We start from the raw sequence: 23,573 nt of genomic DNA, 5'->3' as shown, positions 1-23,573 counted from the left end.
CGCGCCACCGCGCTCACAGCAAAAGACCCCTGGAACCCGTTTTCGGGTCCCAGGGGTCTCGTTCGGCTACTGGAAGTGATCAGCCGGCGATCAAGCCATCGCCGCTGATCAGTTCACGCATCTCGGCGAGCGAGCTGTCCGACGGGGGCAGGATGGCGTCGGAGTCGTGCAGCTCGTCGTCCGGCACCTTCTCACCGGAGCGGACGAAGTCCAGCAACGCCGCGAAGGCGGACTGGTACGCGGTCTCGTCACCCGACGACACGGCCTTCTCGAGGTCGCCGTCGACGGTGTTGAGCGCGTCGAGCTTCTCGTCGGCCAGTCGCCACTGACCCTCACCCATGATGCGAACGATCACCGAACATCTCCGTCCTGAGGTCTCACCGGCTCGGCGGCCGGCTGCACTGGCTGCTGGGCGGACTGGGCGGACTGCTGGGCCGCGCCCGGTACCTCACCGGAGATCTCCTTCGGCGCCCCGCCGCCGGAAAGCTGGGCCTTCATCGCGGCCAGCTCGTTCTCCACGTCGGAGCCGGACGACATCCGGTCCAGCTCCAGGGTGATGTTGTCCTTGACCGTGCCGCTGGCGTCGTCGAGCGCGCCGGAGGCGAGCAGCTCGTCGATCGCGCCGGCCCGCGCCTGCATCTGCTGGGTCTTGTCCTCGGCCCGCTGGACCGCGAGACCGACGTCGCTCATCTCCTCGGAGATGCCGGAGAAGGCCTCGTTGATCCGGGTCTGCGCCTCTGCCGCGGTGTAGGTGGCCTTGATGGTCTCCTTGCGGGTCCGGAAGGACTCGACCTTGGCCTGCAGCCGCTGGGAGGCGAGCGTCAGCTTCTCCTCCTCGCCCTGCAGCTGTGCGTGCTGGGTCTGCAGGTCGTCGATCTGGCCCTGGAGCCCGGACTTGCGGGTCAGGGCCTCCCGGGCCAGGTCCTCGCGGCCCATCGAGAGCGCCTTCTGGGCCTGCTCCTGCAGCTTCGCCGACTGGGACTGCAGCTGGGAGGCCTGCAACTCCACCCGCTTGCGACTGGTGGCCACGTCGGCCACACCACGCCGTACCTTCTGGAGCAGCTCGAGCTGCTTCTGATACGAGTAGTCAAGGGTTTCGCGAGGATCCTCGGCCTTGTCCAGGGCGGAGTTCGCCTTGGCCTTGAAGATCGTCGACATCCGCTTGAAGATGCTCATCGATATCCGTACCCCTTCTGTGCCGGACTGACGACCCGGCGTGCGTGTCATCCACCCTATGTGCCTATGGGTCACCAGACCATCAGGACCGGCCCCGATGCTGTCCCCTATAAGATTCGGGGTAACGAGGTCCCGGGGACCACCCCGAGTCGTGACCTTCCCTGTGAATGAGGTTCTGACCCCGTGTTCCGTCGTTCCAAGTCTGAATCAGATACCACCGTACCTGCCGAGCCCCAGGGCAAGGCCGGAGGCAAGGGTCGGCCGACCCCGAGCCGCCGCGAGGCCGAGGCGGCGCGCAAGGCCGCGTTCAAAAAGCCACGCAACCGCAAGGAGGCCTCGGCGATCCGCCGCGAGAAGGTGCGGACCGAGCGCTCCAAGATGCAGGCGGCCATGCAGACCGGCGACGACCGGTACCTGCCCGCCGCCGACAAGGGTCCGGTGCGCCGGTTCGCCCGGGACTACGTCGACGCCCGGTACTCCGTGATGGAGTTCGCGCTGCCGATCCTGCTGGTGGTGTCGCTGGTCGGCGTGGTGTTCTCGCCGCAGTTCCCGTGGCTGGCCGGGCTGGTCAACCTGCTCTTCCTGGCGATGATCCTGCTGATCGCGGCGGACTGGTTCCTGCTGACGGCCGGGCTGCGGAAGTCGGTCGGGATCAAGTTCCCCAAGGAGTCCACCAAGGGCCTCGGGTTCTACGCGGTCCGGCGGACCATGCAGATGCGCCGCTGGCGGCTACCCAAGCCGATGGTGAAACGCGGAGAGAAGCCCTCCTGATCGGACGGTAGGGTCAGACATATGGACTTTCGCTTTCTCGGCAACAGCGGTTTGAAGGTCAGCGAGATCTCGTACGGGAACTGGCTCACGCACGGGTCGCAGGTGGAGAACGAGCAGGCGAAGGCCTGCGTGCGGGCGGCGCTGGACGCCGGCATCACGACGTTCGACACCGCGGACACCTACGCCAACACGGCGGCCGAGTCGGTGCTCGGCGAGGCGCTGGCCGGTGAGCGACGCGAGTCGCTGGAGATCTTCACCAAGGTGTACTGGCCGACCGGCCCGAAGGGCCCGAACGACACCGGCCTGTCCCGCAAGCACATCCACGAGTCGATCAACGGCTCGCTGAAGCGGCTCGGGACCGACTACGTCGACCTCTACCAGGCGCACCGGTACGACACCGAGACGCCGCTGGAGGAGACGATGGAGGCGTTCGCCGATGTCGTCCGCCAGGGCAAGGCGCTGTACATCGGTGTCTCGGAGTGGACCGCGGAGCAGCTGCAGGAGGGCCACCGGCTGGCCCGCGAGCTGCGCATCCCGTTCGTCTCGAACCAGCCGCAGTACAGCATGCTCTGGCGCGTGATCGAGGCCGAGGTGGTGCCGGCCTCGGAGGAGCTCGGCATCGGCCAGGTGGTGTTCTCCCCGATCGCGCAGGGCGTGCTCACCGGCAAGTACCTGCCCGGTCAGCAGCCGCCGGAGGGATCGCGGGCCACCGACGAGAAGGGCGGCGCGACGTTCATCAAGCGGTTCCTGACCGACGACGTGCTCACCCGGGTGCAGGAGCTGAAGCCGATCGCCGACGAGGTCGACCTGTCGCTGTCGCAGCTCGCGGTCGCCTGGGTCCTGCAGAACCCGAACGTCTCGTCCGCGATCGTCGGCGCCTCCCGGCCCGAGCAGGTCACCGAGAACGTGAAGGCCTCCGGCGTGAAGCTGGACGACGGCCTGCTGAAGCGGATCGACGAGGTTCTCGGCGGCATCGTCGAGCGCGACCCGGCCAAGACCGCGCAGAACTCACCGCAGGCGCGGGTGGCGTGATGAGCTGGAACTGGCGGTTCGAGACCGCGTCCGGCGCCCTGGTCGACCCGGGTGAGGTCGGCGGGGCAGAGTTCTCCGCCCAGGGCGACGCCGAGAGCTGGCTGGGCGAGGTCTGGCGCGACCTGGCCGACCGTGGCGTCAGCCAGGTCTACCTGCTCGAGGACAACCGTGAGGTCTACGGCCCGATGAGTCTGTCGTCGGCAGAGTAGAGTTCCGGTCGAACCACACGTCTGCGTCACAGGGAAGCCGGTCGAAGTCCGGCGCTGACCCGCAACCGTAGGCCGCCCTCGGCATCTGTCCGGGGGCGGCAAGCCGGAACACTGGGACTCAGGCAGACAGGCTCACCTACCCGCCGTGGTCCGCGGGTGGAGCCCCTACCCTGCCGGTGCAGGCGGGACCTCCTCCACCGGGCTGCGGCCCGAACGAGGACACGAGATGACTGCACATCGGACCGTACGACTGGTCTTCAGCCTGCTGGCGGGTCTCCTGCTGGCTGGGACTGTCGCAACCGTCACAACAAGCACCGCCCAGGCCGAGGACGGCTATCGGTTCTGGGGTTACTACCAGTGGACCAACGGCGCGTGGACCTTCTCCCAGAAGGGCGCCGACGCCTACGTCCCGGCCGACGGCGGCGTCGAGGGCTGGCGGTTCGCCGTCGGCGGCGCCAAGCCACGGGTGCCCCGGGCCGCCGGCGACTTCGACGCGATCTGCGGCAAGACCCCGGCCGAGACCGGCAAGAAGCGGGTGGCGCTGGTCGTCGACCCCGGTACGCCGGAGGACGCCGTCACCGGTGACACTCCGCCCCAGCCGACCGGCACCTGTGTGGTGACGGATCCGAAGTCGAACGGCGCACAGGTCCTGGCCGCGGTCGCACCCGTCCGGATCGAGAAGGGCCTCACCTGCGGCATCGCCGGCTACCCGTCCAAGGGCTGCGGCGACCAGGTGAAGAGCATCAACGTCCCCGCTACCGACGCCCCGGTCACGCTGCAGGTCGGCCCGGCAGTGGGTTCGACGGCCGTGCAGCCGACACCGGCCGCGTCCTCGAAGGACGACAGCGGAGCCCCCTGGACCGGCATCATCATCGCGGCAGTCGTCGTGATCCTGCTCGGCGGAGGCGGCTTCTTCCTCAACCGCCGCCGTGCTGCGGCCAAGTAGGAGCCGACCAGCAGTGCGCGCCGTCCACCGCCTGACACTCCCCCGGGCACTCCACCCGGGGGCATGGTGGTTGTGGGCACTCTGCATGGCTGTGGCGGCCAGCAGGACCCGCAACCCGGTCCTCCTGGTCCTGATCCTCGCGGTGACCGGATTCGTCGTGGCAGCCCGCCGGAGCGATGCTCCGTGGGCATACAGCTTCACTGCGTTCTTGAAACTCGGCCTGTTGGTGATCGGCATCCGCGTGGTCCTGCAAGCGCTCCTGTCGACCCGTTCGCAGGGCACCACGGTGCTGTTCACGCTGCCGCAGCTCCCGTTGCCTGATTGGGCTGCGGGCGTCAAGCTCGGCGGAGAGGTGACGGCAGAGGCTCTGGTGACCGCACTGTACGACGGTGGGCAGCTGGCCGTCATGCTCTGCTGCGTAGGTGCTGCCAACGCACTGGCCAGTCCACGGCGCCTGCTGAAGTCGTTGCCAGCCGCCCTCTACGAGATGGGCGTGGCCTGTGTGGTTGCACTGACCTTCGCACCTCAACTGGTGACCGACGGGCGACGCATCCGCGCGGCCCGCCGTTTGCGTGGCCGCACCCGTGCCTCCTTCCGTACGACGGCCATGCCCGTATTGGAAGGCGCACTGGACCGGTCGGTGGAGCTCGCTGCCGCAATGGACTCCCGCGGCTACGGCCGTACGGCGCATGCCCCGCGGGCTCAGCGTCGGCTCACGGCACTGTGCGTGTTACTCGGACTGCTGGGCATCCTGCTCGGCGTCTACGCGTTGCTGACCGACTCCATGTCGTTCCCGCTCGCCGGGGGCGCACTCGCGATCGGCGTACTGCTGGCGGTCGGTGCGATGGCTGTCGGGCGCCGGCGGGTGGCACGGACGCGGTACCGGCCTGACCCGTGGGCGTTGCCCGAGTGGCTGGTCGTGGCGGCCGGTGCGGTGGCTGCGGGAGCGATGGTGACCGCCGCAGTGCGTGGAGTGCACGGCCTGCTGCTGGACGGTCCGTTGGTCGTCCCACCGGTTCCGCTGCTGCCGGTTGTCGGCGTATTGATCGGACTGGTGCCTGCGCTGGCCGCACCTCCGTTGAAGAAGGCGGTCGCATGATCGAGTTCGACCGCGTGTCTGTGACGTACGACGGCGCCAGCGAGCCGGCGCTGCGGGACGTGAGCCTGATCGTCCCGGAGGGTGAGCTGGCACTCGTGATCGGGCGGACCGGGTCCGGCAAGTCCACACTGCTGCGGGCAATCAACGGACTCGTACCGCACTTCACCGGCGGCACGCTGTCCGGCCGGGTCCTCGTCGACGGGCGGGACACTCGGGAGTACAGGCCGCGGGACCTCGCGGACGTGGTCGGGATGGTCAGCCAGGACCCGATGGCAGGCTTTGTCACCGACACGGTCGAGGACGAGCTCGCGTACAGCATGGAGTCGCTGGGTATGGCGCCGGACGTGATGCGGCGACGCGTCGAGGAGACGCTGGACCTGCTGGGGCTGGCCGACGTACGGGACCGTGCGCTGACGTCGCTGTCGGGCGGCCAGCGGCAGCGGACCGCTATCGGAGCAGCGCTCACGTCGCATCCCGCCGTACTCGTGCTGGATGAGCCGACGTCTGCGCTCGACCCACAGGCAGCCGAAGAAGTGCTGGCTGCGCTGCAGCGCTTGGTGCACGACCTGGGTGTCACTGTGGTGCTGGCGGAGCACCGGCTCGAGCGCGTGATCCAGTACGCCGACCGCGTGATCGAAGTACCGGGTGGTGCCGCTGCTGTATCGACAGGGCTGCCCGCTGACCGCATGGTCGCCGCACCAGTCGCACCACCCGTAGTCGAGCTGGGGCGGCTAGCTGGTTGGTCGCCGCTCCCCCTGTCCGTGCGGGACGCTCGGCGGGCTGCGGTCGCGCTGCGTCGTCAGCTGGACAGCGCTGCACCGGTGCGGTCGGCTGCCGCGCTAGGTGATGAGCTGGCCCGGTGCCGCGATCTGGTCGTTGGCTATGGCAACGTGATGGCGTTGCGGGGGGTGTCGCTCAGCGTCAGGTCCGGTGAGGTCGTCGCACTGATGGGCCGCAACGGCGCCGGGAAGTCCACACTGCTCAACACCCTCGTCGGCATCCTGCCGGCTCGGTCGGGCGCTGCAGTCGCATCCGGTACAGACCCGCACCAGATGAAGCCGGCGCAGCTGGTGAAGGCCGTGGGACTGGTCCCACAAGAGCCTGCGGATCTTCTGTATGCCGCCACGGTCGCCGAGGAGTGTGCCGCCGCGGACTCCGACTTCAAAGTCCCGGCAGGTAGTTGCCGTGCACTCCTCGAGCGGCTGGCACCAGATGTGGCTCTGGACCTGCATCCGCGGGACTTGTCCGAGGGACAGCGGCTCTGCCTGGCGCTGGCCGTCGTACTGTGTGGCGCTCCGCCGTTGCTGTTGCTGGACGAGCCCACGCGCGGGCTGGACTACGGCGCCAAGCGGCGGCTGGTCGCGATCCTGCGGGAGCTCGCCGCGGCCGGACATGCGGTGATTCTGTCGACGCACGACGTGGAGATGGTGGCCGAGGTCGCGACCCGCGTGATGGTGCTCGCCGAGGGCGAGTTGGTGAGTGATGGCGAGGCGGCCGAGGTGATTGCCGGGTCGCCGACGTTCGCGCCGCAGGTGGCGAAGATCCTTGCTCCGCTGCCGTTCCTGACCGTCGGAGAGGTCGCGGACGCATTGGAGCGCGCGTCGTGAGGCTGATCCGGCTCAAGCCACGAAGTACGGCGATGTTGCTGGTGGCGTCGCTCGTCGGCGTACTCGCATTCGCGTGGCCGCTGTTCTTCCGGACGTCGCAGGCGGGTGCGTCCGCGATCGGTCACACGACGGATGCGCCGTGGTTGTTCGTGTTGCTGCTGCCGTTGCTGGTGGCCGTCGTCCTCGCGGAGCTGTCCGAGTCCGGGATCGACGCCAAGGTGATCTCGCTGGTCGGCATGCTCGCCGCGGTCGGTGCGGCGTTGCGGGCGTTGGGTCCGGGGACGGCGGGGCTCGAGCCGGGGTTCTTCCTGCTGGTGCTGGCGGGGCGGGCGTTCGGCGCCGGGTTCGGTTTCGTGCTCGGGGCGGTGTCGCTGCTGGGCGGGGCGTTGATCAGCGGCGGGGTCGGGCCGTGGATGCCGTTCCAGATGTTCGCGTGCGCGTGGGTGGGATGTCTGGCGGGGCTGTTGCCGCGGGTCGGCGGGCGATTGGAGTTGCTGCTGCTGGCGGCGTACTCGCTGGTCTCGGGCGTGCTGTACGGCGTGATCATGAACCTGTGGTTCTGGCCGTACGCGACGTTCGGCAGCGCGTTCTCGTTCATCCCGGGTGATGCCCTGGCGGCGAATCTGCACCGGTATTTCCTGTTCGTGGTGGCGACCTCGTTGGGCTGGGACATCCCGCGCGGCATCCTGTCCGCCGTACTGGTCCTGGTGCTGGGGCGTCCCATCCTGAACGCATTCCGTCGTACGGCGCGGAAGGCGGCGTTCGAGGCGCCTGTGGTTTTCGAGCGGAGGACCGATGTCTGACCGAACCCTCATCCTGGGCGGAGCCCGCTCCGGCAAATCCATCGCCGCCGAACGCCTGCTGTCCGCCGAGCCCGATGTCCTGTACGTCGCCACGGGCGGAGACGACTCCGGCGACGCCGAGTGGGCCGCCCGCGTCGCCAAACACCAGGCCCGCCGGCCGGCTTCGTGGGGTCTGGCCGAGACGATCGACCTGATCCCGCTCCTTGCGGCAGCCGGTCCGCCACTCCTCATCGACTGCCTGACCCTGTGGTTGTCCCGAACCATGGACGCGGCCGACGTCTGGACCAACCTGCAGGGCGCCGACGCCATCGAGCAGCAGATCGCGGAACTGGCCGACGCCTGGTCCGCCACTCCTCGCCGAGTGGTTGCCGTCAGCAACGACGTAGGCTCCGGCATCGTCCCGGCCGACTCCGGCACCCGCCTCTTCCGGGACCTGATGGGCCGCCTCAACACCACCATCTCCCTCGCCTCAGACCAGGTCCTCTGGACAATCGCCGGCCGAACCCTCCCCCTCACATGACACTGCCACCTCAAGACCCGCCATCGGACGCCGCAGACGGCGCCCTGCCCGTCTCGGGCGGGTGGCTTGATGCGGTGCGGCTGGCCTTCGGGACGCTCACGGTGCTGCCGGCGGGTGTTCCGTCGCGGGTCGATCGGGTGGTTGGTGGGCGGGCGATGGTGTTGGCGCCGGTTGTGGGAGTGGTCATCGGCGGGGTTGCGGCGGGCGTGATTGCGCTGGCCCAGCTGGTGAAGCCTGACGCGGACCTGCTGGCGGCCGTGCTGGGAGTGCTGGTGATTGCCGCGCTGTCGGGTGGATTGCACCTCGACGGGTTGGCTGATTTCGCGGATGCGCTCGGCTCCCGGCGGGATCGCGAGACGATGTTGCGGATCATGAAGCAGAGCGACATCGGCCCGTTCGGTGTCGTCGCGATCGTCGGCGTACTGCTCCTCGACGTCGCGGCCCTCACCGCCTGCATCCAGTTCGGCTACGGCTGGCAAGCCATCCTGATCGCCACCACCGCGAGCCGCCTCACCCTCCCCTGGTCCTGCCGTACGTCGGTCCCCGCAGCGCGCCCCGACGGCCTGGGCACGTTCGTCGCCGGCACCGTCCGCCCGCTCACAGCCACCATCGCCACAACCGTCGTACTCGCCGCCGCCCTCGCCCTGACCTGGCCGTCCCCGAGCCGCCTCGCAGGCTCGGCCGCCGCGGTCCTGCTCGCCGTCGCGACGAGCTTCGCCACCACCCGCCGCGCACGGACCGCCCTCGGCGGCACGACCGGCGACGTCCTCGGCGCAACCATCGAACTGGCCCTCCCGCTGACCCTGCTCGCCCTCGCCCTGGCCGCCTGAAGGCCGCCTGAAAGCCGCCCGAAAGCCGTCTGAAAGCCTGCCTCCACCACCCTCGAACCGAAGTGGTCTACTGTCGCCGTTGAACGTTCTGGTGGGGTAGTGACAGCGAGGTTGCACAAGATGTTCCTGGTTCACGAGCGCGAAGCGAGCACGCTCGCCCCGCGATCCGTTATCTTTATGTAATGAACGCAACCCGCCCGGCGCCGGGATCGCAGGCTTCGCTGCGCGAAGCCAACCGTGCGCGCGTTCTCGGGGTCGTCCGGCAGCACGGCCCACTCACCCAGGTCGAGATCGCCGCCGCGTCCGGCCTGTCCGCGGCCACCGTGTCGAACATGGTCAAGGAGCTGGACCAGGCCGGCATGGTCGGCCTGTCCCGCAGCATCCGCAACGGCCGCCGCGCCGTGCTCGTCTCCCTCGCGTCCGGCGGCGGACTGCTCGCCGGTGTCGCGTTCGGCGAGCGTGACGTCCGGGTCGCGATCGCCGACGAGTCCCGCGAGATCCTCGCCCAGCAGCTGATGCCGCTGCAGGCCGACCACGTCGCCGACGACGGCATGGAGCGGGCCGCCCGGCTGCTCGCCGACCTCGCCGAGACGGTCAGTTCGGGTGTGGAGAACATCTCCGCGATCGGGTTCGGGCTGCCGATGCCGGTGGATTCGGTCAGCGGCGAGGCCGGCTCCGACACCGTCCTGCCGGGCTGGCGCGGCGTCAACGTGACCGAGGCGATGGCCGGTCACCTCCGCGCCCCGGTGGCCCTCGACAACACCGCGAACCTTGCTGCGCTGGGCGAATTGCGGGCCGGCGCGCTCCGCGGCGTACGCAACGGCTGCTATCTGAAGTTCTCGTACGGCGTCGGCGCGGGGATCGTGATCAACGGCGACGTGTTCCGCGGCTCGGCGGGTACGGCGGGCGAGATCGGGCACGTCACGATCGACGAGAACGGGCCGATCTGCCGGTGCGGCAACCGCGGCTGCCTGGACACCTTCGTCGGCTCGCGGGCGCTGATCAACAGCCTGGCCGCCTCGCACGGACCGCTGCGGTTGAAGGACATCGTGATCCGTGCCCTCGGCGGCGACGTCGGCTGCCGCCGCGTGATCGAGGACGCCGGCCGCCGGGTCGGCGTCGCGGTGGCCGGGGTGGTGAACCTGCTCAACCCGGAGGTTGTCGTCGTCGGCGGCCTGATGGCCGAGGCCGGCGAACTCATCCTCGCGCCGCTGCGGGAAGCGCTCGACCGGTGCGCGATCCCGAGCGCCGCCGCGACCGTCGAGCTGCGCCCCGCAGCGCTCGGCGACGAGGCCGACATCGTCGGCGCGATCCACCGCGCGTCGGTGCTGAGTCATACCAATATCTCCATTTCTTGAATTCAAGTCTTGACGCCAAGACTCAGGGGAGCTTGACTTCGGGCAGGCCAATCGGGCCGTCTCGTCAAGGAGTCGCCATATGTCCTTCTCTGCAACTCGTCTCGTCGGGCTCGGCATTGCCGTCTCGGCCCTGGCCGTCTCCCTGGTGGCCTGCGGCTCGAACGACGACTCCGGCAGCGGCTCAGGCGGCGCGAAGAAGATCGCGCTGTTGCTGCCCGAGTCCAAGACCACCCGCTACGAGGCACTGGACCGCCCGCTGTTCACCGAGGCCCTCAAGGCCGCCTGCGGTAACTGCGAGCTGATCTACAGCAACGCCGACCAGGACGCGTCGAAGCAGCAACAGCAGGCCGAGGCCGCGCTCACCCAGGGTGCGAACGTGCTCGTGCTCGACCCGGTCGACGGTAAGGCCGCCGCGGCGGTCGTCAGCTCCGCGAAGGGGCAGAACGTCCCGGTGGTCGCATACGACCGGTTCATCGAGAACGCCAACTACTACGTCTCGTTCGAGAACGAGGCCGTCGGCAAGCTTCAGGCGCAGACCCTGGTGGACGACCTGAAGGCGGCCGGCAAGACCTCGGGCAACATCGCGATGATCAACGGCTCGCCGACCGACCCGAACGCCGCCGACTTCAAGAAGGGCGCGCACAGCGTGCTCGACTCGAGCGGGTTCAAGATCGCCGCCGAGTTCGACACCCCGGACTGGAGCCCGGACAAGGCGCAGGCGTGGATGGAAGGCCAGCTGAGCGCGATCAAGAACGGCCTGGTCGGTGTGTACGCCGCCAACGACGGCACCGCGGGCGGTGCGATCGCGGCGCTCAAGGGCGGTGGCGTGAAGCCGCTGCCGCCGGTCACCGGTCAGGACTCGGAGCTGGCCGCGATCCAGCGGATCGTCGCCGGCGACCAGGCGATGACGATCTACAAGGCCGTCAAGCCGCAAGCCGAGGCCGCCGCGAAGGGCGCGGTGGCATTGGCGAACGGCGGCAAGCCGGAGTCGACCACCGAGAAGAGCGGCGTCCCGTCGACGATCCTCGACCCGGTCGCGGTGACCAAGGACAACATCAAGGACACCGTGATCAAGGACAACATCTACAAGGTCAGCGACATCTGCACCGCGTCGTTCGCCGCCGCCTGCGCCGCGGCTGGCCTGTCCAGCAACTAGTCGAAACCGGCCCGCCCTCGGCGTAGCCCCCCGCAGTGAGGTGCGGGGGGCTACGCCGGACCTCTCCCCAACCGCGCCCCCGGCGAGGATCATGGCGTGAAATAAGTCCTGGAGGCTGATCTCGTGACACTTCCCTCGGCTACCCCGGCCCCTCCCGATGTGGGCGCCGGTACCGTGCTGACACTGCAAGGGATCTCCAAGCGGTTCGGCGCCGTACAGGCCCTGAAGAACATCGAGCTGGACGTCCGAGCCGGCGAGGTACTGGCGCTGGTCGGCGACAACGGCGCCGGCAAGTCGACGCTGGTGAAGACCATCGCCGGTGTCTACACCGCCGACGACGGGACGATGGTGTTCGACGGCCGCGCAGTACGCGTCGGCAGTCCGGCCGAGGCGCAGCAGCTCGGGATCGCCACCGTGTTCCAGGACCTGGCGCTGTGCGACAACCTCGACGTCGTCGCGAACCTGTACCTCGGCCGCGAGCTCCGCAAGGGCCGCGTACTCGACGAGGTCGAGATGGAACGCCAGTCGTGGGAGCTGCTCCGGCAGCTGTCCGCGAAGATCCCGTCGGTCCGGATCCCGGTCGCCAGCCTGTCCGGCGGCCAGCGGCAGACCGTCGCGATCGCCCGCAGCCTGCTCGGCCGGCCCAAGGTCGTGATGCTGGACGAACCGACCGCGGCCCTCGGCGTCGCTCAGACCGCCGAGGTCCTCAACCTGGTCGAGCGGCTGCGCGAACGCGGCCTGGCCGTGATCCTGATCAGCCACAACATGGCCGACGTGATGGCGGTCGCCGACCGGGTCGCCGTACTGCGTCTGGGCCGCAACAACGGCGTCTTCGTGGTCAGCGAGACCAGGACGCAGGACATCATCGCCGCCATCACCGGCGCCACCGACAATGCGGTCTCGGAGCGTGCAGCGCGCCGAAGCCGGGAGGAGGGTCCCGCATCATGAGCCTGCACGGATCGGGCACCCGTCCCCAGGACGTCACCGGTACGCCGGCCACACCCGAAGCGAACGGGATCGACCAGCTTCCGGCCGACCTGCAGGACGAACGGCTGATCGCGACCAGCGGGATCAGCGGCGCCGTCTCCGCCTTCACCGCCCGGCTCCGCTCCGGCGACCTGGGTTCGGTACCGGTGGTCGTCGGTCTGATCATCATCTGGGCGGTCTTCCAGATCGCGAACGGCTCCTTCCTGTCCAGCCGCAACCTGGTGAACCTGACGCTGCAGACCACCTCGGTCGGAGTAATTGCCCTAGGCATCGTCCTGGTCCTGCTCCTCGGCGAGATCGACCTCTCCGTCGGCTCGGTCAGCGGCCTGTCGGCCGCGGTACTCGGAGTCACGTTCGTCAACAAGGGCTGGCCGCTCGTGCTCTCGCTACTGGCCGGTGTCGCACTCGGCCTGGTGATCGGCATGTTCTACGGCGCGCTCTACACACGCTTCGGCGTGCCGAGCTTCGTGATCACGCTGGCCGGTCTGCTGGGATTCCTGGGGCTGCAGTTGCTGGTGCTCGGCAAGGAAGGTTCGCTCAACCTTCCGTACGACTCGGCGCTGGTCGGCTTCGCGACGCGAAGCTTCCTCTCCCCGGCGCTCGCCTACGTCCTGATCGCGGTCGTCGTCGCGCTCTACGTGCTGACCCGGCTCCGCACTCGCAGCGCGCGGGCCACGGCCGGTCTCTCGACGGCGCCGACCTCGATGATCGCGATCAAGGCCGCTGCGCTGGCGCTCGTGCTGCTGATCCCCGTGCTGATCCTCAACGGTGACCGCGGTGTCTCGTCGATGTTCCTGCTCTTCCTCGCGCTGGTGGTCGCGACCGATCTGACAGTGCGGCGTACCCGGTGGGGCCGCTCCGTCGTCGCGGTCGGCGGCAACGTGGAGGCCGCCCGGCGGGCCGGTATCAACGTGCGGATGATCTACCTGTCCGTGTTCGCGGCCTGTTCGACGTTCGCCGCCGTCGGCGGTCTGCTCGCCGCGGCCCGGTTGGTCGCGGTGAACCAGAGCAGCGGCGGCGCGGACACCAACCTGAATGCGATCGCGGCAGCCGTGATCGGTGGCACCAGCCTGTTCGGCGGCCGCGGCTCGGCGTACTCCGCGCTGCTCGGGGCGCTGGTGATCATGTCGATCTCCAACGGCCTGGCGTTGCTGAGCCTGGACTCGAGTGTCCGCTACATGGTGACTGCCGGCGTACTGCTGATCGCCGTCACCATCGACTCGCTCAGTCGGCGGAGTCGTCAGGCGCACGGGCGGGCCTGAGGGCGCCGCGGGCGAACAGGGCCGCCTCGGTTCGGTTGGCGACGCCGAGTTTGCCGAAGATCGTCGACAGGTTGTTGTTGACGGTCTTCGGCGTGAGGGCGAGCCGAGCCGCCATGGCGGTTGTCGACAATCCGCTGGCCAGCAATTCAAGGATTTGACGTTCGCGGGGTGTCAATGCCTGCAAGGGATCCGGCGGCGCACTCACTCGCCCAGCGGCCGCGTCCAGGACATGACGGGCGACCCCGGACCCGAGGATCGAGTCGCCCGCGGCAACCGCCTGGATCGCCCGCACGATTTGTTGCTGCGACGACCCTTTCAGCACATAACCGGCCGCACCCGCCCGTACTGCGGCGCGCACAGTCTCGTCGTCGTCCAGCATCGTCAACATGAGTACGCCGACCGCCGGCGCCACGCGAGCGACCTCCTTCGTCGCGGCGACACCATCACCGCCGGGCATATGGATGTCCATCACGAGTACGTCGGGCTGCAGCGTCACCGCGGCGCGGACCGCCTCCTGGCCGTTCTCCGCGACGCCCACCACGGAGATCCCGTCCACCGAGGCGAGCAGCACCTGCAACCCGTCCCGTACGACCGGATGATCGTCGGCCAGCACCACCCGGACGGTCATCGCGAAACCCCAACGGCAGGCAGGTCTGAACGCGGCCGCCGGTCGCACTACCTTCCGCCACCAGCGTGCCCCCCAGCTCGGTCACCCGTTCGCGCATCGACGTCAGCCCGACACCCGGCACCCAGCGTCCATTGGCTGCAGGTCCGTCGTCGACAATCGACAACCTGAGCGTCTGCGCATCGCCACTGATCCGAACCTCGGCGTTACCCGCTCGCGAATGCCGCGCGACATTCGTCAGCGCCTCCATGACGATCCGGTACGCCGTGACTTCCACGGCCGCCGGCAATCCGTCGGGCACCGCATCGGCCTCAACGGTTATCCGCAAAGGTGATCCGTCGCCGCGCCGGTCGACAAGCGCCGCATGCCGCCGTACCGCTTCCACCAGCCCGACGTCGTCCAACGCGGACGGATGCAGCTGGTTGATCAGCCGTCGTACGTCGGCAATCGCAGTGTCGACGATCGCACGGATCTCGGCGGCGAGCGATCGCGCGGGATCGTCCGCGAGGTTCATCACCGCGTCGGCGCGGAACCCGATCCCGGTCAGCGCCGGACCCAACCCGTCGTGCAGATCCCGCCGTAACCGGCGTCGCTCCTCCTCGCGCGCGGCGACAAGTTCCCGCCGCGACTGCTGTACGGCGTCGGACAACGCCTGCGCTCGCAACGCCACCCCGAGCGGCGCCGCCATCAACTCGAGCACAACCCGATCCGCCGCGGACAACCGGCTCTCCCCCGGCCGTACTCCGACCTGAAGCTCACCGACGCGTTCACCCGCATGCAGCAGTGGAACGGCCACCAGCACGGACGGCCGGCTCCCTTGCTCCCCGCGGATCACGCCGGCCTCATCCGTCAGCGCGGCGTACGGAAGACGCAACGCGTGACACACCGCCGGCAGTACGTCGGCAGGCTCCGACGCCCCCGCCAACTGTGCCGCAACCGACGACGCCGCGCGGACCGGATTGGCGCGATCCCCGTAGAACAAGCGATCCACGAGCCGCTGCAGCCGAACGCGCACCGGATTGAACCCGATCGCCACGAGCAGCGTGGCCAGCACGGCTCCGCTCGCACTGATCCGAGGACGGAGCAACCGATCGGCCAACTCCACCAGGGCGAGGTAGGTAGCCGCGACCGCGACCGTCAGCAGCAGATAGGTCACCGTCCGGGACCAGACCAGCCGGATGTCGAGCAGTTGGTACCGCAGTACGGCGACCGTCATCGATGCCGGGATCAGTGCGACCAGCGTCAACAAGATGATCGGGAACCCGGTGCTGTCGATCGGTCCGGCCAAGCGCGACGACGCGATCAACACAGCCGTGATCATTGCTGCCAGCAACAACCAGAGCAGTTGCCGACGTACCCGTTCATCGCCGTGCCGATAGCGGACCGCCAACCCGACGATTGCCGCCAGCAACGTGACGGCAAGCAGCAGATCCGAGATGGTCTGCAGCGGGATCAGCCCGTCGAGCGCCGGAATCCGCAACCAGGACACAGCCCGGTCCCGGGCCGCCGGACCGAGCTCCCGCACTGAGGCCAGCGGATTGCGGTCCGCGCTGAAGAGCAGGATCTGCAAAGGAGCGTTGACGAGGACAACGACCAGCACCGGGAGCCAGGCCCGACCCGGAAGCCTGCCGTCGGGGAAGACGAGCAACGCGAGCGGGATGAACAGACTGACCGACCACGGCCACAACGCCGAATACAGGGTCGCGGGCAGCTGTGCCGAACCAGAGCCTTCGAGGGCGTGGATCAGCCACGGCGTCACAGCCGGCGTACCGGTCTGCGCGATCCCCGCACCCAGCAGCAGCCAGCCCAGCCAGTTCCGCGGCCGATGCCATGCGATCAGACCGCCCGATACAGCACAACTGAGCCCGACAGCGAGGTTGGGGATCATGAAACTGTCCCGGGCTGCCGCGAAACTGAGCCCGGTCGCCACCGCCCCGACGAGCGCGGCCATCGCCTCGACCAGGACCAGGCCGAGCACAATCCCCACCCAGGTTCTGCGATCGATGCTCACAGTGCCCATGGTGCGGTGCCGGGATACCCGCTGTCTCTAGGCAAATGTCCCGGCCGACCCGGGTTCCCTCCCCTGTCGACCTCGGTCGGCCCGCACCGAGCCTGGAGACATCACAAACCGCTCCCTGAGGGGGAACTTCCGATGAGCACCATCACAACCGCCGCCCGCCCCGCAGTGCGTCCGCTCGGCTGGACGACGATCGTCGGTGGACTGGGCATCGTCGCGGCCGGCACCGTCGCCGCGATCGACGCGAACGTCGCCGACAGCGCGTGGTTCGGCTTCGCCGGCGCGAGCGCCCTGCTGGCCACCGCCGGCGTGCTCGGCCTGCGTCGCGCGACGTCCGCCGTACCCGTTGCCCACAAGGTTCTGGGCGCCGTCGCTGTCACGATGACGCTGTTCGCGCTGGCACACTTCTACGCGGTGGTGGACCAGGACCGCGCGATCCCGTTCTTCAGCGCCTGCATGATGCTGTCCGCCCTGGGCCTGATCGTTGCCGGTATCGCGATCCTCCGAGCCCGACTCTGGTCCGGCCCGGCCCGCGTACTGCCGCTGATCACGGGCCTCTGGCCCCTGACCATCCCGATCGGCCTGGCACTGGGCGACGTACCCCACTTCGTTGCCATCGCCCTCTGGGGTGTCTGCTGGACCACCCTCGGCGCACTGCTCGTCACCGAACAGCACTGACCGATCAACGAGAAAGCCCCCGTCGTCGTTGACGGGGGCTTTCTCCGTTGGCTACGCGGAGGCGGCGGTCAGGTCTTCCTTGGGCTCCGCGAAGTGGCAGGCGGCCGTGTGGCCCGGGGTCGACTGCGGCTTGATCTCCAGCAGCGGCTCCTGGGTGGCGCAGATGTCCTCGGCCTTCCAGCAACGGGTCCGGAACCGGCAGCCGCTCGGCGGGTCGATCGGCGAAGGTACGTCGCCGACCAGCCGGATCCGCTCCTTCGGCGGAACGCCGCGGATCGTGCCCAGGTCCGGCGCCGCCGACAGCAGCGCCTGCGTGTACGGGTGCTGCGGGGCGTTGTAGATCTGGTCCCGCGAGCCCTGCTCGACGATCTTGCCGAGGTACATCACTGCGACCTCGTCACAGAAGTGCCGGACCACGCCGAGGTCGTGCGCGATGAACACGAACGCGATGCCGAGATCGCGCCGCAGGTCCTCGAGCAGGTTCATCACCTGGGCCTGGATCGACACGTCCAGTGCGGACACAGGCTCGTCGGCGATGATCACCTCGGGCTCCACCGCGAGCGCCCGGGCGATGCCGATGCGCTGCCGCTGACCGCCGGAGAACTCGTTCGGGTACCGGTTGTGGTGCTCCGGGTTCAGACCGACCCGCTCCAGCAGCTCCTGGACCCGGGCGAGTTCCTTGCCCTTCTTGACCAGGTTGTGCACGCGCAGCGGCGTACTGACGATGTTGCTGACCGTCTGGCGCGGGTTCAGCGAGCTGTACGGGTCCTGGAACACGATCTGCAGCTGCCGGCGGAACGGGCGCAGGTCCCGCTCCTTCAGCTGCGCGATGTCGGTGCCCTTGAACAGGATCTGGCCGGCCGTCGGGGTCAGCAGCCGGGTGATCATCCGGCCGGTGGTCGACTTGCCGCACCCGGACTCACCGACCAGGCCCAGGCTCGCGCCCGCCTTCAGGTCGAAGTTGACGCCGTCCACGGCCTGCACGACCTTCTTGGTCCGGCCGAGTCCGGCCGCTTCCTTGATCGGGAAGTGCATCTTCAGGTCGCGGACCTGCAACAGAGTTTCGCTCATATCTCCTCAGTCCCTGTCAAATCTCTGCTGTCAGCCCAGTCTCGGCGCGACCTCGGCCTCGTAGATCGAGGCCTTGTCGTGCAGGTGACAACGGGACGTATGGGCACCGGCGCCGTCGACCGGCAGCAGCTCCGGCAGCTGGGTGGTGCAGAGCTCACCCTTCACCCGCTCGACGTACGGGCACCGGGCGCTGAACGAACAGCCGTCCGGCAGGTTCAGCAGCGACGGCGGCAGACCCTTGATCGGGCGCAGCCGCTCGTTCGCCGCGGAGACGGTCGGGATCGACTCGAGCAGACCCCAGGTGTACGGCATCCGCGGGTTCGCCAGTACGTCGGCCGCGGTGCCGTACTCGACGCAGCGCCCGGCGTACATCACCAGGACGTCGTCGGCCATCTCGGCCACCACACCGAGGTCGTGAGTGATCAGCACAATCGCGGAGCCGAACTCCTTCTGCAGGTTGTTCAGCAGGTCCAGGATCTGCGCCTGCACGGTCACGTCCAGAGCCGTGGTCGGCTCGTCGGCGATCACCAGCTTCGGGTCGTTGATCAGGCTCATCGCGATCATCGCGCGCTGTCGCATACCGCCGGAGAACTCGTGCGGGTACTGCGCGAAGCGCCGCGGCGGGTTCGGGATGCCGACCAGTTCGAGCATCTCCAGGGCCCGCTTCTTGGCGACGTCCTTGGAGACCTTGTGGTGCACGCGGTACGCCTCGACCAGCTGGTTGCCGATCGTGTACAGCGGGTGCAGCGAGGACTGCGGGTCCTGGAACACCATCGACACCGCGTCGCCGCGGATCTTCATCAGGTCGTTCTCGCTCAGGCCGATGAGTTCGTCACCGCCGAGCCGGATCGACCCGCTGATGCGGGTGCGCTTGCGGTCGTGCAGGCCCATCACGGCCATGCTCGACACCGACTTGCCGGAGCCGGACTCGCCGACGATCGCCAGCGTGCGGCCGAGCGGGACCGAGTAGCTCAGCCCGTTCACCGCGCTGACCAGACCGTCCGCGGTCGGGAACTTCACACTCAGGTCCTCGACCACCAGGTACGGAGTCTCACCGCTGGGGTTGATCGAACCCTCGCGGCGCTCGCGGGTGGCGACCGACGGGCCACGCTTGGCCGCCGCGGCGGCGGCCGGCGGAATGGCTGCGCTCTCGGCCATGCTGTCCTTCCGGTCTTCGGGAACCGTGTCTTCGGGAGCCCTGTCCTCGGGGGCTCTGTCCTCGGGCGCTGGGGTGCTCACGACAGCCTCACCCGCGGGTCGATCAGGCTGTAGCCGATGTCCACCAAGAGGTTCATCACGACGATGATCACGGAGGCGACCAGCACGGTGCCCATGATCACCGGCAGGTCATAACTGTTCAAACTGTCCAGCACCAGGACGCCGAGGCCGGGGAGGTCGAAGATCCGTTCGGTGAAGATCGCGCCGCCGAGACTGCCGGCGACATCCAGACCGAAGATCGTCACGACCGGGATCAACCCGGAGCGCAGGGCGTGCTTGTAGGTGACCACGCGGTCGGACAGGCCCTTGGCCCGCGCGGTCCGGATGAAGTCTTCGCTCAGCGTCTCGACCATCGAGCCGCGTGAGTACCGCGCGTACGCGGTGCAGTTGTAGATGCCGAGCACCAGCCAGGGTGTCAGCAGACCGGCTGCCCATTTCGCCGGATTCTCCGACAGTGGTGTCCATTCACCCCGTGGAAGGATCGGATAGAGCACGGTCAGATAGAGCGCGACCATCAGCGCCACGATGTAGTACGGCACCGAACTGACCACCAGCGTGCTGGTCATCAGTGCCCGGTCGCCCAGGGTCCCGCGTCTCTTGGCCGCCATCGAGCCGACGAACACACCTATCGTCAGCACCAGCACGGCATACCCGACCACCAGCGAGACCGTCACCGGGAACCGGGTCTTGATCATCTCAGTGACCGGACGGTCGTTCTTGAACGAGAAGCCCAGGCAGGGCGCCGCGCAGTGCTGCGTCACGCCCGAGGTGGTGAAGTCGCGGCCGGTGAAGATTCCCGCGGTGTACTCCGCGAACTGCTGCACTTTCGGCTGGTCGAGATGCAGGTTCTTCTTGATCTCGTTGTAGCGCTGCTGGGTGCACTGACGCTCACCGCAGATCGCACCGGCCGGGTCGGTCGGCGCAACGAAGAACAGCGCGAAGGTCGCGATGAGCGTTGCCAACACGACACTGAGCGCGCTGACCATTCGGCGCGCCACGAAATAGAGCACGGGATTGTCTCCTCACCGATCGATGTGGTGCCCGGACGGTGGTCCGGGCACCACATCACCGTTCAATGACTGACTACTACTTCAGAACGGACTTGGATCAGGGCTGCTTCAGGAACATCGAGGTGAACTCGGGCATACCCTGTGTCGGGTCGTTGATCGCGTGCCCGATGTTCTTACCGACCGGCGAGTTGGTCGAGCTGTAGTACAAGGGCAGGACCGGGAGGTACTTCTCCAGGATGTCCTTGTCGACGTTCTTCCACTCCTTCAGCTGGTCGTCGGGCGACTTGGCCGTGACCGCGTCGATCTCGGCGTCCAGCGCCTTGTCCTGCAGCTGACCGACGCTGTTGCCCAGGGCAATCGCGTCCGACTTGAACAGAACCGGGAACCAGCTCGTGCCGCTCGGCCAGTCGGAGCACCAACCGGTCGGCGTCTTGCCGATGTTGACCGGAGCGTTCTGGTCACCGGTGAAGGTACGGATCTTCGCCTTCGGCACGCCGATGGCGCGGACCTTGAAGCCGGCCTTCTCGAACATCTGCTTGCGCAGCTGCGTGGTCTGGGTCGAGATCTTGTCGTCGATCGAGTAGTACCAGCTGAGCTCGAAGTTCGACTTGCCGAGCTTCGCCAGCTCGGACTTGACCTCGGCGGCCACCGCGTCGTCCTCGGCGCCCTTACCGGTTCCGGTCAGACCCGGGAGCTCGTACTTGTCGAAGCCCGGGACGGCCGGCGGCAGGATCGTGGAGGCCGGCGGGTCGTCGGTCGGGTTCAGACCGGCAACCTTGCGCCACGCGTCGTACGGGTGCGCCTTGGCGATCAGCTTGCGGACCTCCAGCGGAATCTTCCGGGTGTCCATGGTGTACATGATCGTGCACGGCGACTGGCCCTTGACGAGCTGCGACTGGTCCTTGACCTCAGGAAGCAGCGAGACGTCCAGGTTGGTGTAGTTCAGCGCGTTCGCGTCCGGACCGGAGCTGGCCAGCACCTGACGCTGGGCCTTGATCAGGTCCTGGCTGAACTTGAAGTCCCAGCCGTCGACGTACTGGTGCCGCACCGGGTCGGTGTTCGGGTCCCAGCTCGGGTTCTTCGTCAGCTTGAGCTCGGTACCCGGGGTGTAGGACTGGACCTGGTACGGACCGGTCACCATCGGGTGCTGCTCGTAGTTCTTCTGGGTGTCCTTGGCCTGCGGGATCGGCGTGAACATCGGGAACGCCGCGTAGTAGGGCAGGTCGTCGAACTTCTTCGCCAGGTGGATGACCAGCGTGTTGTCGTCCGGCGTCTCGACACCCTTGTAGTTGGCGCCACCGGCGCCGTACGGGCCCTTGTACTTGTCGCCGTCCAGGAAGAACTGCTGCTGGTACGTCGGTCCGGCGTCGTACAGGTCGTGGGCGAAGGACCGCTTGATCGCGTACGCGTAGTCGGCGGCCTTGACCGGCGTGCCGTCCTGGTACTTGATGCCCTGCTTCAGCTTGAACGTCCAGGTCAGGCCGTCCGCGGACTTCGTGCCGAGGTCCTCGGCCAGGTCCGGAACCAGGACCGGCTTGTGGTCCGGGCCGTCCAGGCGGTACTGCGTCAGCGCCCGGTAGAACAGCTTGCCGATCTGGTTGCCATCGACGTAGTAGATGTTCGTCGGGTCGAAGGTGTCGGGCGTCACGTCACTCAGGACGGTGATCGTGCCGCCCTTCTTCGCGCCGTCAACGTCAGGTGCGGGGCCCTTCGCAGTGGGGTCCGTAGCCTTTACCTGAGCGCCCCCCGTGCTGTTGGTGTCACCTTTGTTGCCGCTGTTCGAGGACGGGCTGCCACAGGCCACGGCGGCCAGCATGACCGTCGCCGCAACCGCGGTTATCCGTTTCCACTGCATGGTCGGGTTTCTCCTTTTCTGCCGCTGGGGCAATCGCCGAACTACCGGCGAGTCTTGGGGTCGAAGGCGTCCCGGATGGCGTCTCCGAGCAGCGCGAGGGCGAGCACCAGAGCGGTGATCCCGATCACGGGCAGCCAGAGGTACATCGGGTCGGCCTTGAACCAGTTCGTGGCGACGGAGATCGTCTGACCCCAGGAGGGGATCGGCTCGACCAGTCCGACACCGAGGAACGAAAGTCCGGCCTCCGCGGTCACATAGGCGGGCAGCGCCAGTGAGGCGGAGATGACGATCGGGGCGACCAGGTTGGGCAGCAGCTCCTTGAACAGAACCTGCCGGGTCGGTACGCCGATCGCCTTGGCGGCGAGCACGAACTCACGTTCGCGCAGCGAGAGCACCTCGCCCCGGATGATCCGGGCCAGGCCGGCCCAGCCGAAGAACGAGAGCACGAAGATCAGTACGTAGAAGCGGATCGACGCCTGTTCCTGCGGCGTCAGGTTGAACGAACCGCCGCGCATCGACTCGACGATCGGCACCAACGCGATCGCGAACAGAAGGTACGGCAGGCTCAGCACGAAGTCGATCAGCCAGGAGATCACGCGGTCGACCCAGCCGCCGAGGAAGCCGGCCAGCAGACCCATCACGACGCCGATCACGGTGCCGACGACGGTGGCCAGGAACGCGATGATCAGCGACGGGCGGGCGCCGTAGACCCAGCGGGCGAAGTTGTCCCGGCCGGTCTTCGGCTCGATGCCGAACCAGTGCGAGGCGTTGAAGCTGATCGTCGGGTACCCGTACTCGTCGATCAGGTCGGTGTGGAACGTGCTGTAGTCCTGGCCCTCGAGCTTGGCCAGCAGCGGCGCGAAGATCGCGATCAGGATGAAGAACAGCACGATCGACGCACAGATCACCGCAACCCGGTCCTTGCGCAACCGGTCGAACGCGATCCGGCTGGGCGACTTCCCGTGCGGGGTGGCCGCGGTGCGGACCGGCTCCGCCGAGGCCGGGTGGTCCTCGATCCCTACGGTCGAGTCGGGCGACCCAATACTCATTCGCACTCCGTCAGTCAGTCGGCCGGATTTCGGTCCGCAGATCCGGCACTTATCGGTGGATAGCGTGCCGAGCCTTTGCTTTGTGGAGGGCTCCCGTCAAATCCCCTTGACAGGGCCGATCTCCCACAACCGCGGGCTAGCCTGCCTGACACTGTGACACCAAACCAGCGGTGCCCGGCACCAGTGCACAAATCGTTACCGGAACGGGTACTGGAACGGAACATTTGCCCCGAATCGTCACTGTTCGCAGTCAATTCTGCGCAAAACGCGTCGGCACAGTACCGACAGTGTCCA

The 23,573-nt window shown here is 68.0% G+C and carries 23 protein-coding genes and 1 riboswitch; of the genes, 14 read left to right on the top strand and 9 right to left on the bottom strand.

Annotated elements, in window-relative coordinates:
• Nucleotides 1-79: 79 nt before the first annotated feature.
• Complete coding sequence (locus AB0J62_RS10140; RefSeq protein ID WP_134097933.1) at nucleotides 80-355, bottom strand: hypothetical protein; 276 nt, start codon at nucleotides 353-355, stop codon at nucleotides 80-82.
• A complete protein-coding gene (locus tag AB0J62_RS10135) occupies nucleotides 352-1,176 on the bottom strand; it encodes a PspA/IM30 family protein (protein WP_363866816.1) in 825 nt (274 codons plus the stop codon). Before AB0J62_RS10135 ends, AB0J62_RS10140 begins: the two co-directional genes overlap by 4 nt.
• A gap of 183 nt (nucleotides 1,177-1,359) precedes the next feature.
• Between AB0J62_RS10135 and AB0J62_RS10130 the strand changes: the two genes are divergently transcribed.
• The 13 genes from AB0J62_RS10130 (at nucleotide 1,360) to AB0J62_RS10070 (ending at nucleotide 13,756) form a co-directional block, all read left to right on the top strand.
• Nucleotides 1,360-1,947, top strand: a complete 588-nt coding sequence (locus AB0J62_RS10130) for a DUF3043 domain-containing protein (RefSeq protein ID WP_134097929.1) — start codon at nucleotides 1,360-1,362, stop codon at nucleotides 1,945-1,947.
• Nucleotides 1,948-1,968: 21 nt separating this feature from the next.
• Complete coding sequence (locus AB0J62_RS10125) at nucleotides 1,969-2,979, top strand: aldo/keto reductase family protein (RefSeq protein WP_363866812.1); 1,011 nt, start codon at nucleotides 1,969-1,971, stop codon at nucleotides 2,977-2,979.
• Nucleotides 2,979-3,188: a hypothetical protein gene (locus AB0J62_RS10120; RefSeq protein ID WP_130446846.1), complete on the top strand. Its 210-nt coding sequence runs from the start codon at nucleotides 2,979-2,981 to the stop codon at nucleotides 3,186-3,188. Before AB0J62_RS10125 ends, AB0J62_RS10120 begins: the two co-directional genes overlap by 1 nt.
• Nucleotides 3,189-3,220: 32 nt before the next feature.
• A riboswitch (cobalamin riboswitch) is annotated at nucleotides 3,221-3,300 on the top strand.
• Between the two features lie 114 nt (nucleotides 3,301-3,414).
• Complete coding sequence (locus AB0J62_RS10115; protein ID WP_363866809.1) at nucleotides 3,415-4,134, top strand: SCO2322 family protein; 720 nt, start codon at nucleotides 3,415-3,417, stop codon at nucleotides 4,132-4,134.
• Nucleotides 4,118-5,233, top strand: coding sequence for a CbiQ family ECF transporter T component (locus tag AB0J62_RS10110; protein WP_363866806.1), 1,116 nt, complete (start codon nucleotides 4,118-4,120; stop codon nucleotides 5,231-5,233). Before AB0J62_RS10115 ends, AB0J62_RS10110 begins: the two co-directional genes overlap by 17 nt.
• Nucleotides 5,230-6,840 carry an ATP-binding cassette domain-containing protein gene (locus tag AB0J62_RS10105; RefSeq protein ID WP_363866803.1) on the top strand — a complete coding sequence of 537 codons (1,611 nt, stop codon included), beginning with the start codon at nucleotides 5,230-5,232 and terminating at the stop codon, nucleotides 6,838-6,840. The genes AB0J62_RS10110 and AB0J62_RS10105 overlap by 4 nt, the downstream gene beginning before the upstream one ends.
• The gene (locus AB0J62_RS10100; protein ID WP_363866800.1) at nucleotides 6,837-7,643 is read left to right on the top strand and encodes an ECF transporter S component; all 807 of its coding nucleotides are present in this window, start codon (nucleotides 6,837-6,839) and stop codon (nucleotides 7,641-7,643) included. The genes AB0J62_RS10105 and AB0J62_RS10100 overlap by 4 nt, the downstream gene beginning before the upstream one ends.
• Nucleotides 7,636-8,163, top strand: coding sequence for a bifunctional adenosylcobinamide kinase/adenosylcobinamide-phosphate guanylyltransferase (locus AB0J62_RS10095; RefSeq protein ID WP_363866797.1), 528 nt, complete (start codon nucleotides 7,636-7,638; stop codon nucleotides 8,161-8,163). The genes AB0J62_RS10100 and AB0J62_RS10095 overlap by 8 nt, the downstream gene beginning before the upstream one ends.
• Nucleotides 8,160-8,993, top strand: coding sequence for an adenosylcobinamide-GDP ribazoletransferase (gene cobS, locus AB0J62_RS10090; protein ID WP_363866794.1), 834 nt, complete (start codon nucleotides 8,160-8,162; stop codon nucleotides 8,991-8,993). The genes AB0J62_RS10095 and cobS overlap by 4 nt, the downstream gene beginning before the upstream one ends.
• A 182-nt stretch (nucleotides 8,994-9,175) precedes the next feature.
• On the top strand, nucleotides 9,176-10,351 hold the full coding sequence (locus AB0J62_RS10085; RefSeq protein WP_363866791.1) for an ROK family transcriptional regulator: 1,176 nt from the start codon (nucleotides 9,176-9,178) through the stop codon (nucleotides 10,349-10,351).
• A gap of 79 nt (nucleotides 10,352-10,430) precedes the next feature.
• The gene (locus tag AB0J62_RS10080; RefSeq protein ID WP_363866788.1) at nucleotides 10,431-11,507 is read left to right on the top strand and encodes a sugar ABC transporter substrate-binding protein; all 1,077 of its coding nucleotides are present in this window, start codon (nucleotides 10,431-10,433) and stop codon (nucleotides 11,505-11,507) included.
• A gap of 174 nt (nucleotides 11,508-11,681) precedes the next feature.
• A complete protein-coding gene (locus AB0J62_RS10075; RefSeq protein ID WP_363866785.1) occupies nucleotides 11,682-12,455 on the top strand; it encodes an ATP-binding cassette domain-containing protein in 774 nt (257 codons plus the stop codon).
• Entirely contained in the window at nucleotides 12,452-13,756 is a 1,305-nt protein-coding gene (locus AB0J62_RS10070; RefSeq protein WP_363866782.1) for a sugar ABC transporter permease, read from the top strand. The genes AB0J62_RS10075 and AB0J62_RS10070 overlap by 4 nt, the downstream gene beginning before the upstream one ends.
• On the opposite strand, the gene AB0J62_RS10065 is transcribed toward AB0J62_RS10070, so the two are convergent.
• Both AB0J62_RS10065 and AB0J62_RS10060 read right to left on the bottom strand, forming a co-directional pair.
• Nucleotides 13,719-14,312, bottom strand: coding sequence for a response regulator transcription factor (locus AB0J62_RS10065; RefSeq protein WP_363867750.1), 594 nt, complete (start codon nucleotides 14,310-14,312; stop codon nucleotides 13,719-13,721). The two genes, AB0J62_RS10070 and AB0J62_RS10065, sit on opposite strands and share 38 nt — an antisense overlap.
• On the bottom strand, nucleotides 14,200-16,392 hold the full coding sequence (locus AB0J62_RS10060) for a histidine kinase (RefSeq protein ID WP_363866779.1): 2,193 nt from the start codon (nucleotides 16,390-16,392) through the stop codon (nucleotides 14,200-14,202). Before AB0J62_RS10060 ends, AB0J62_RS10065 begins: the two co-directional genes overlap by 113 nt.
• Nucleotides 16,393-16,533: 141 nt before the next feature.
• Here AB0J62_RS10060 and AB0J62_RS10055 point away from each other — a divergent pair, with 141 nt between their 5' ends.
• A complete protein-coding gene (locus tag AB0J62_RS10055; RefSeq protein WP_363866776.1) occupies nucleotides 16,534-17,076 on the top strand; it encodes a hypothetical protein in 543 nt (180 codons plus the stop codon).
• Between the two features lie 51 nt (nucleotides 17,077-17,127).
• On the opposite strand, the gene AB0J62_RS10050 is transcribed toward AB0J62_RS10055, so the two are convergent.
• From AB0J62_RS10050 to AB0J62_RS10030, 5 genes are all read right to left on the bottom strand, one after another.
• Nucleotides 17,128-18,147 carry a dipeptide ABC transporter ATP-binding protein gene (locus AB0J62_RS10050; RefSeq protein ID WP_363866773.1) on the bottom strand — a complete coding sequence of 340 codons (1,020 nt, stop codon included), beginning with the start codon at nucleotides 18,145-18,147 and terminating at the stop codon, nucleotides 17,128-17,130.
• Nucleotides 18,148-18,177: 30 nt separating this feature from the next.
• Nucleotides 18,178-19,386, bottom strand: coding sequence for an ABC transporter ATP-binding protein (locus tag AB0J62_RS10045; protein WP_363866770.1), 1,209 nt, complete (start codon nucleotides 19,384-19,386; stop codon nucleotides 18,178-18,180).
• The gene (locus AB0J62_RS10040; RefSeq protein ID WP_363866767.1) at nucleotides 19,383-20,375 is read right to left on the bottom strand and encodes an ABC transporter permease; all 993 of its coding nucleotides are present in this window, start codon (nucleotides 20,373-20,375) and stop codon (nucleotides 19,383-19,385) included. The genes AB0J62_RS10045 and AB0J62_RS10040 overlap by 4 nt, the downstream gene beginning before the upstream one ends.
• 97 nt (nucleotides 20,376-20,472) lie before the next feature.
• Entirely contained in the window at nucleotides 20,473-22,230 is a 1,758-nt protein-coding gene (locus AB0J62_RS10035) for an ABC transporter substrate-binding protein (RefSeq protein WP_363866764.1), read from the bottom strand.
• Nucleotides 22,231-22,271: 41 nt separating this feature from the next.
• A complete protein-coding gene (locus tag AB0J62_RS10030) occupies nucleotides 22,272-23,279 on the bottom strand; it encodes an ABC transporter permease (RefSeq protein ID WP_363866761.1) in 1,008 nt (335 codons plus the stop codon).
• Nucleotides 23,280-23,573: the final 294 nt, after the last annotated feature.

This window comes from Kribbella sp. NPDC049584, assembly GCF_040675555.1.
Classification (GTDB): domain Bacteria; phylum Actinomycetota; class Actinomycetes; order Propionibacteriales; family Kribbellaceae; genus Kribbella.
This window is presented reverse-complemented; position numbering and strand designations above follow the sequence as displayed.

Bases quoted from the DNA above. Each gene is read 5' to 3' on its own strand.
- AB0J62_RS10135 (WP_363866816.1), bottom strand. From the start codon at position 1,176: ATGAGCATCTTCAAGCGGATGTCGACGATCTTCAAGGCCAAGGCGAAC.
- AB0J62_RS10125 (WP_363866812.1), top strand. From the start codon at position 1,969: ATGGACTTTCGCTTTCTCGGCAACAGCGGTTTGAAGGTCAGCGAGATC.
- AB0J62_RS10120 (WP_130446846.1), top strand. From the start codon at position 2,979: ATGAGCTGGAACTGGCGGTTCGAGACCGCGTCCGGCGCCCTGGTCGAC.
- AB0J62_RS10115 (WP_363866809.1), top strand. From the start codon at position 3,415: ATGACTGCACATCGGACCGTACGACTGGTCTTCAGCCTGCTGGCGGGT.
- AB0J62_RS10105 (WP_363866803.1), top strand. From the start codon at position 5,230: ATGATCGAGTTCGACCGCGTGTCTGTGACGTACGACGGCGCCAGCGAG.
- AB0J62_RS10095 (WP_363866797.1), top strand. From the start codon at position 7,636: ATGTCTGACCGAACCCTCATCCTGGGCGGAGCCCGCTCCGGCAAATCC.
- cobS (WP_363866794.1), top strand. From the start codon at position 8,160: ATGACACTGCCACCTCAAGACCCGCCATCGGACGCCGCAGACGGCGCC.
- AB0J62_RS10085 (WP_363866791.1), top strand. From the start codon at position 9,176: ATGAACGCAACCCGCCCGGCGCCGGGATCGCAGGCTTCGCTGCGCGAA.
- AB0J62_RS10080 (WP_363866788.1), top strand. From the start codon at position 10,431: ATGTCCTTCTCTGCAACTCGTCTCGTCGGGCTCGGCATTGCCGTCTCG.
- AB0J62_RS10070 (WP_363866782.1), top strand. From the start codon at position 12,452: ATGAGCCTGCACGGATCGGGCACCCGTCCCCAGGACGTCACCGGTACG.
- AB0J62_RS10055 (WP_363866776.1), top strand. From the start codon at position 16,534: ATGAGCACCATCACAACCGCCGCCCGCCCCGCAGTGCGTCCGCTCGGC.
- AB0J62_RS10050 (WP_363866773.1), bottom strand. From the start codon at position 18,147: ATGAGCGAAACTCTGTTGCAGGTCCGCGACCTGAAGATGCACTTCCCG.
- AB0J62_RS10035 (WP_363866764.1), bottom strand. From the start codon at position 22,230: ATGCAGTGGAAACGGATAACCGCGGTTGCGGCGACGGTCATGCTGGCC.
- AB0J62_RS10030 (WP_363866761.1), bottom strand. From the start codon at position 23,279: ATGAGTATTGGGTCGCCCGACTCGACCGTAGGGATCGAGGACCACCCG.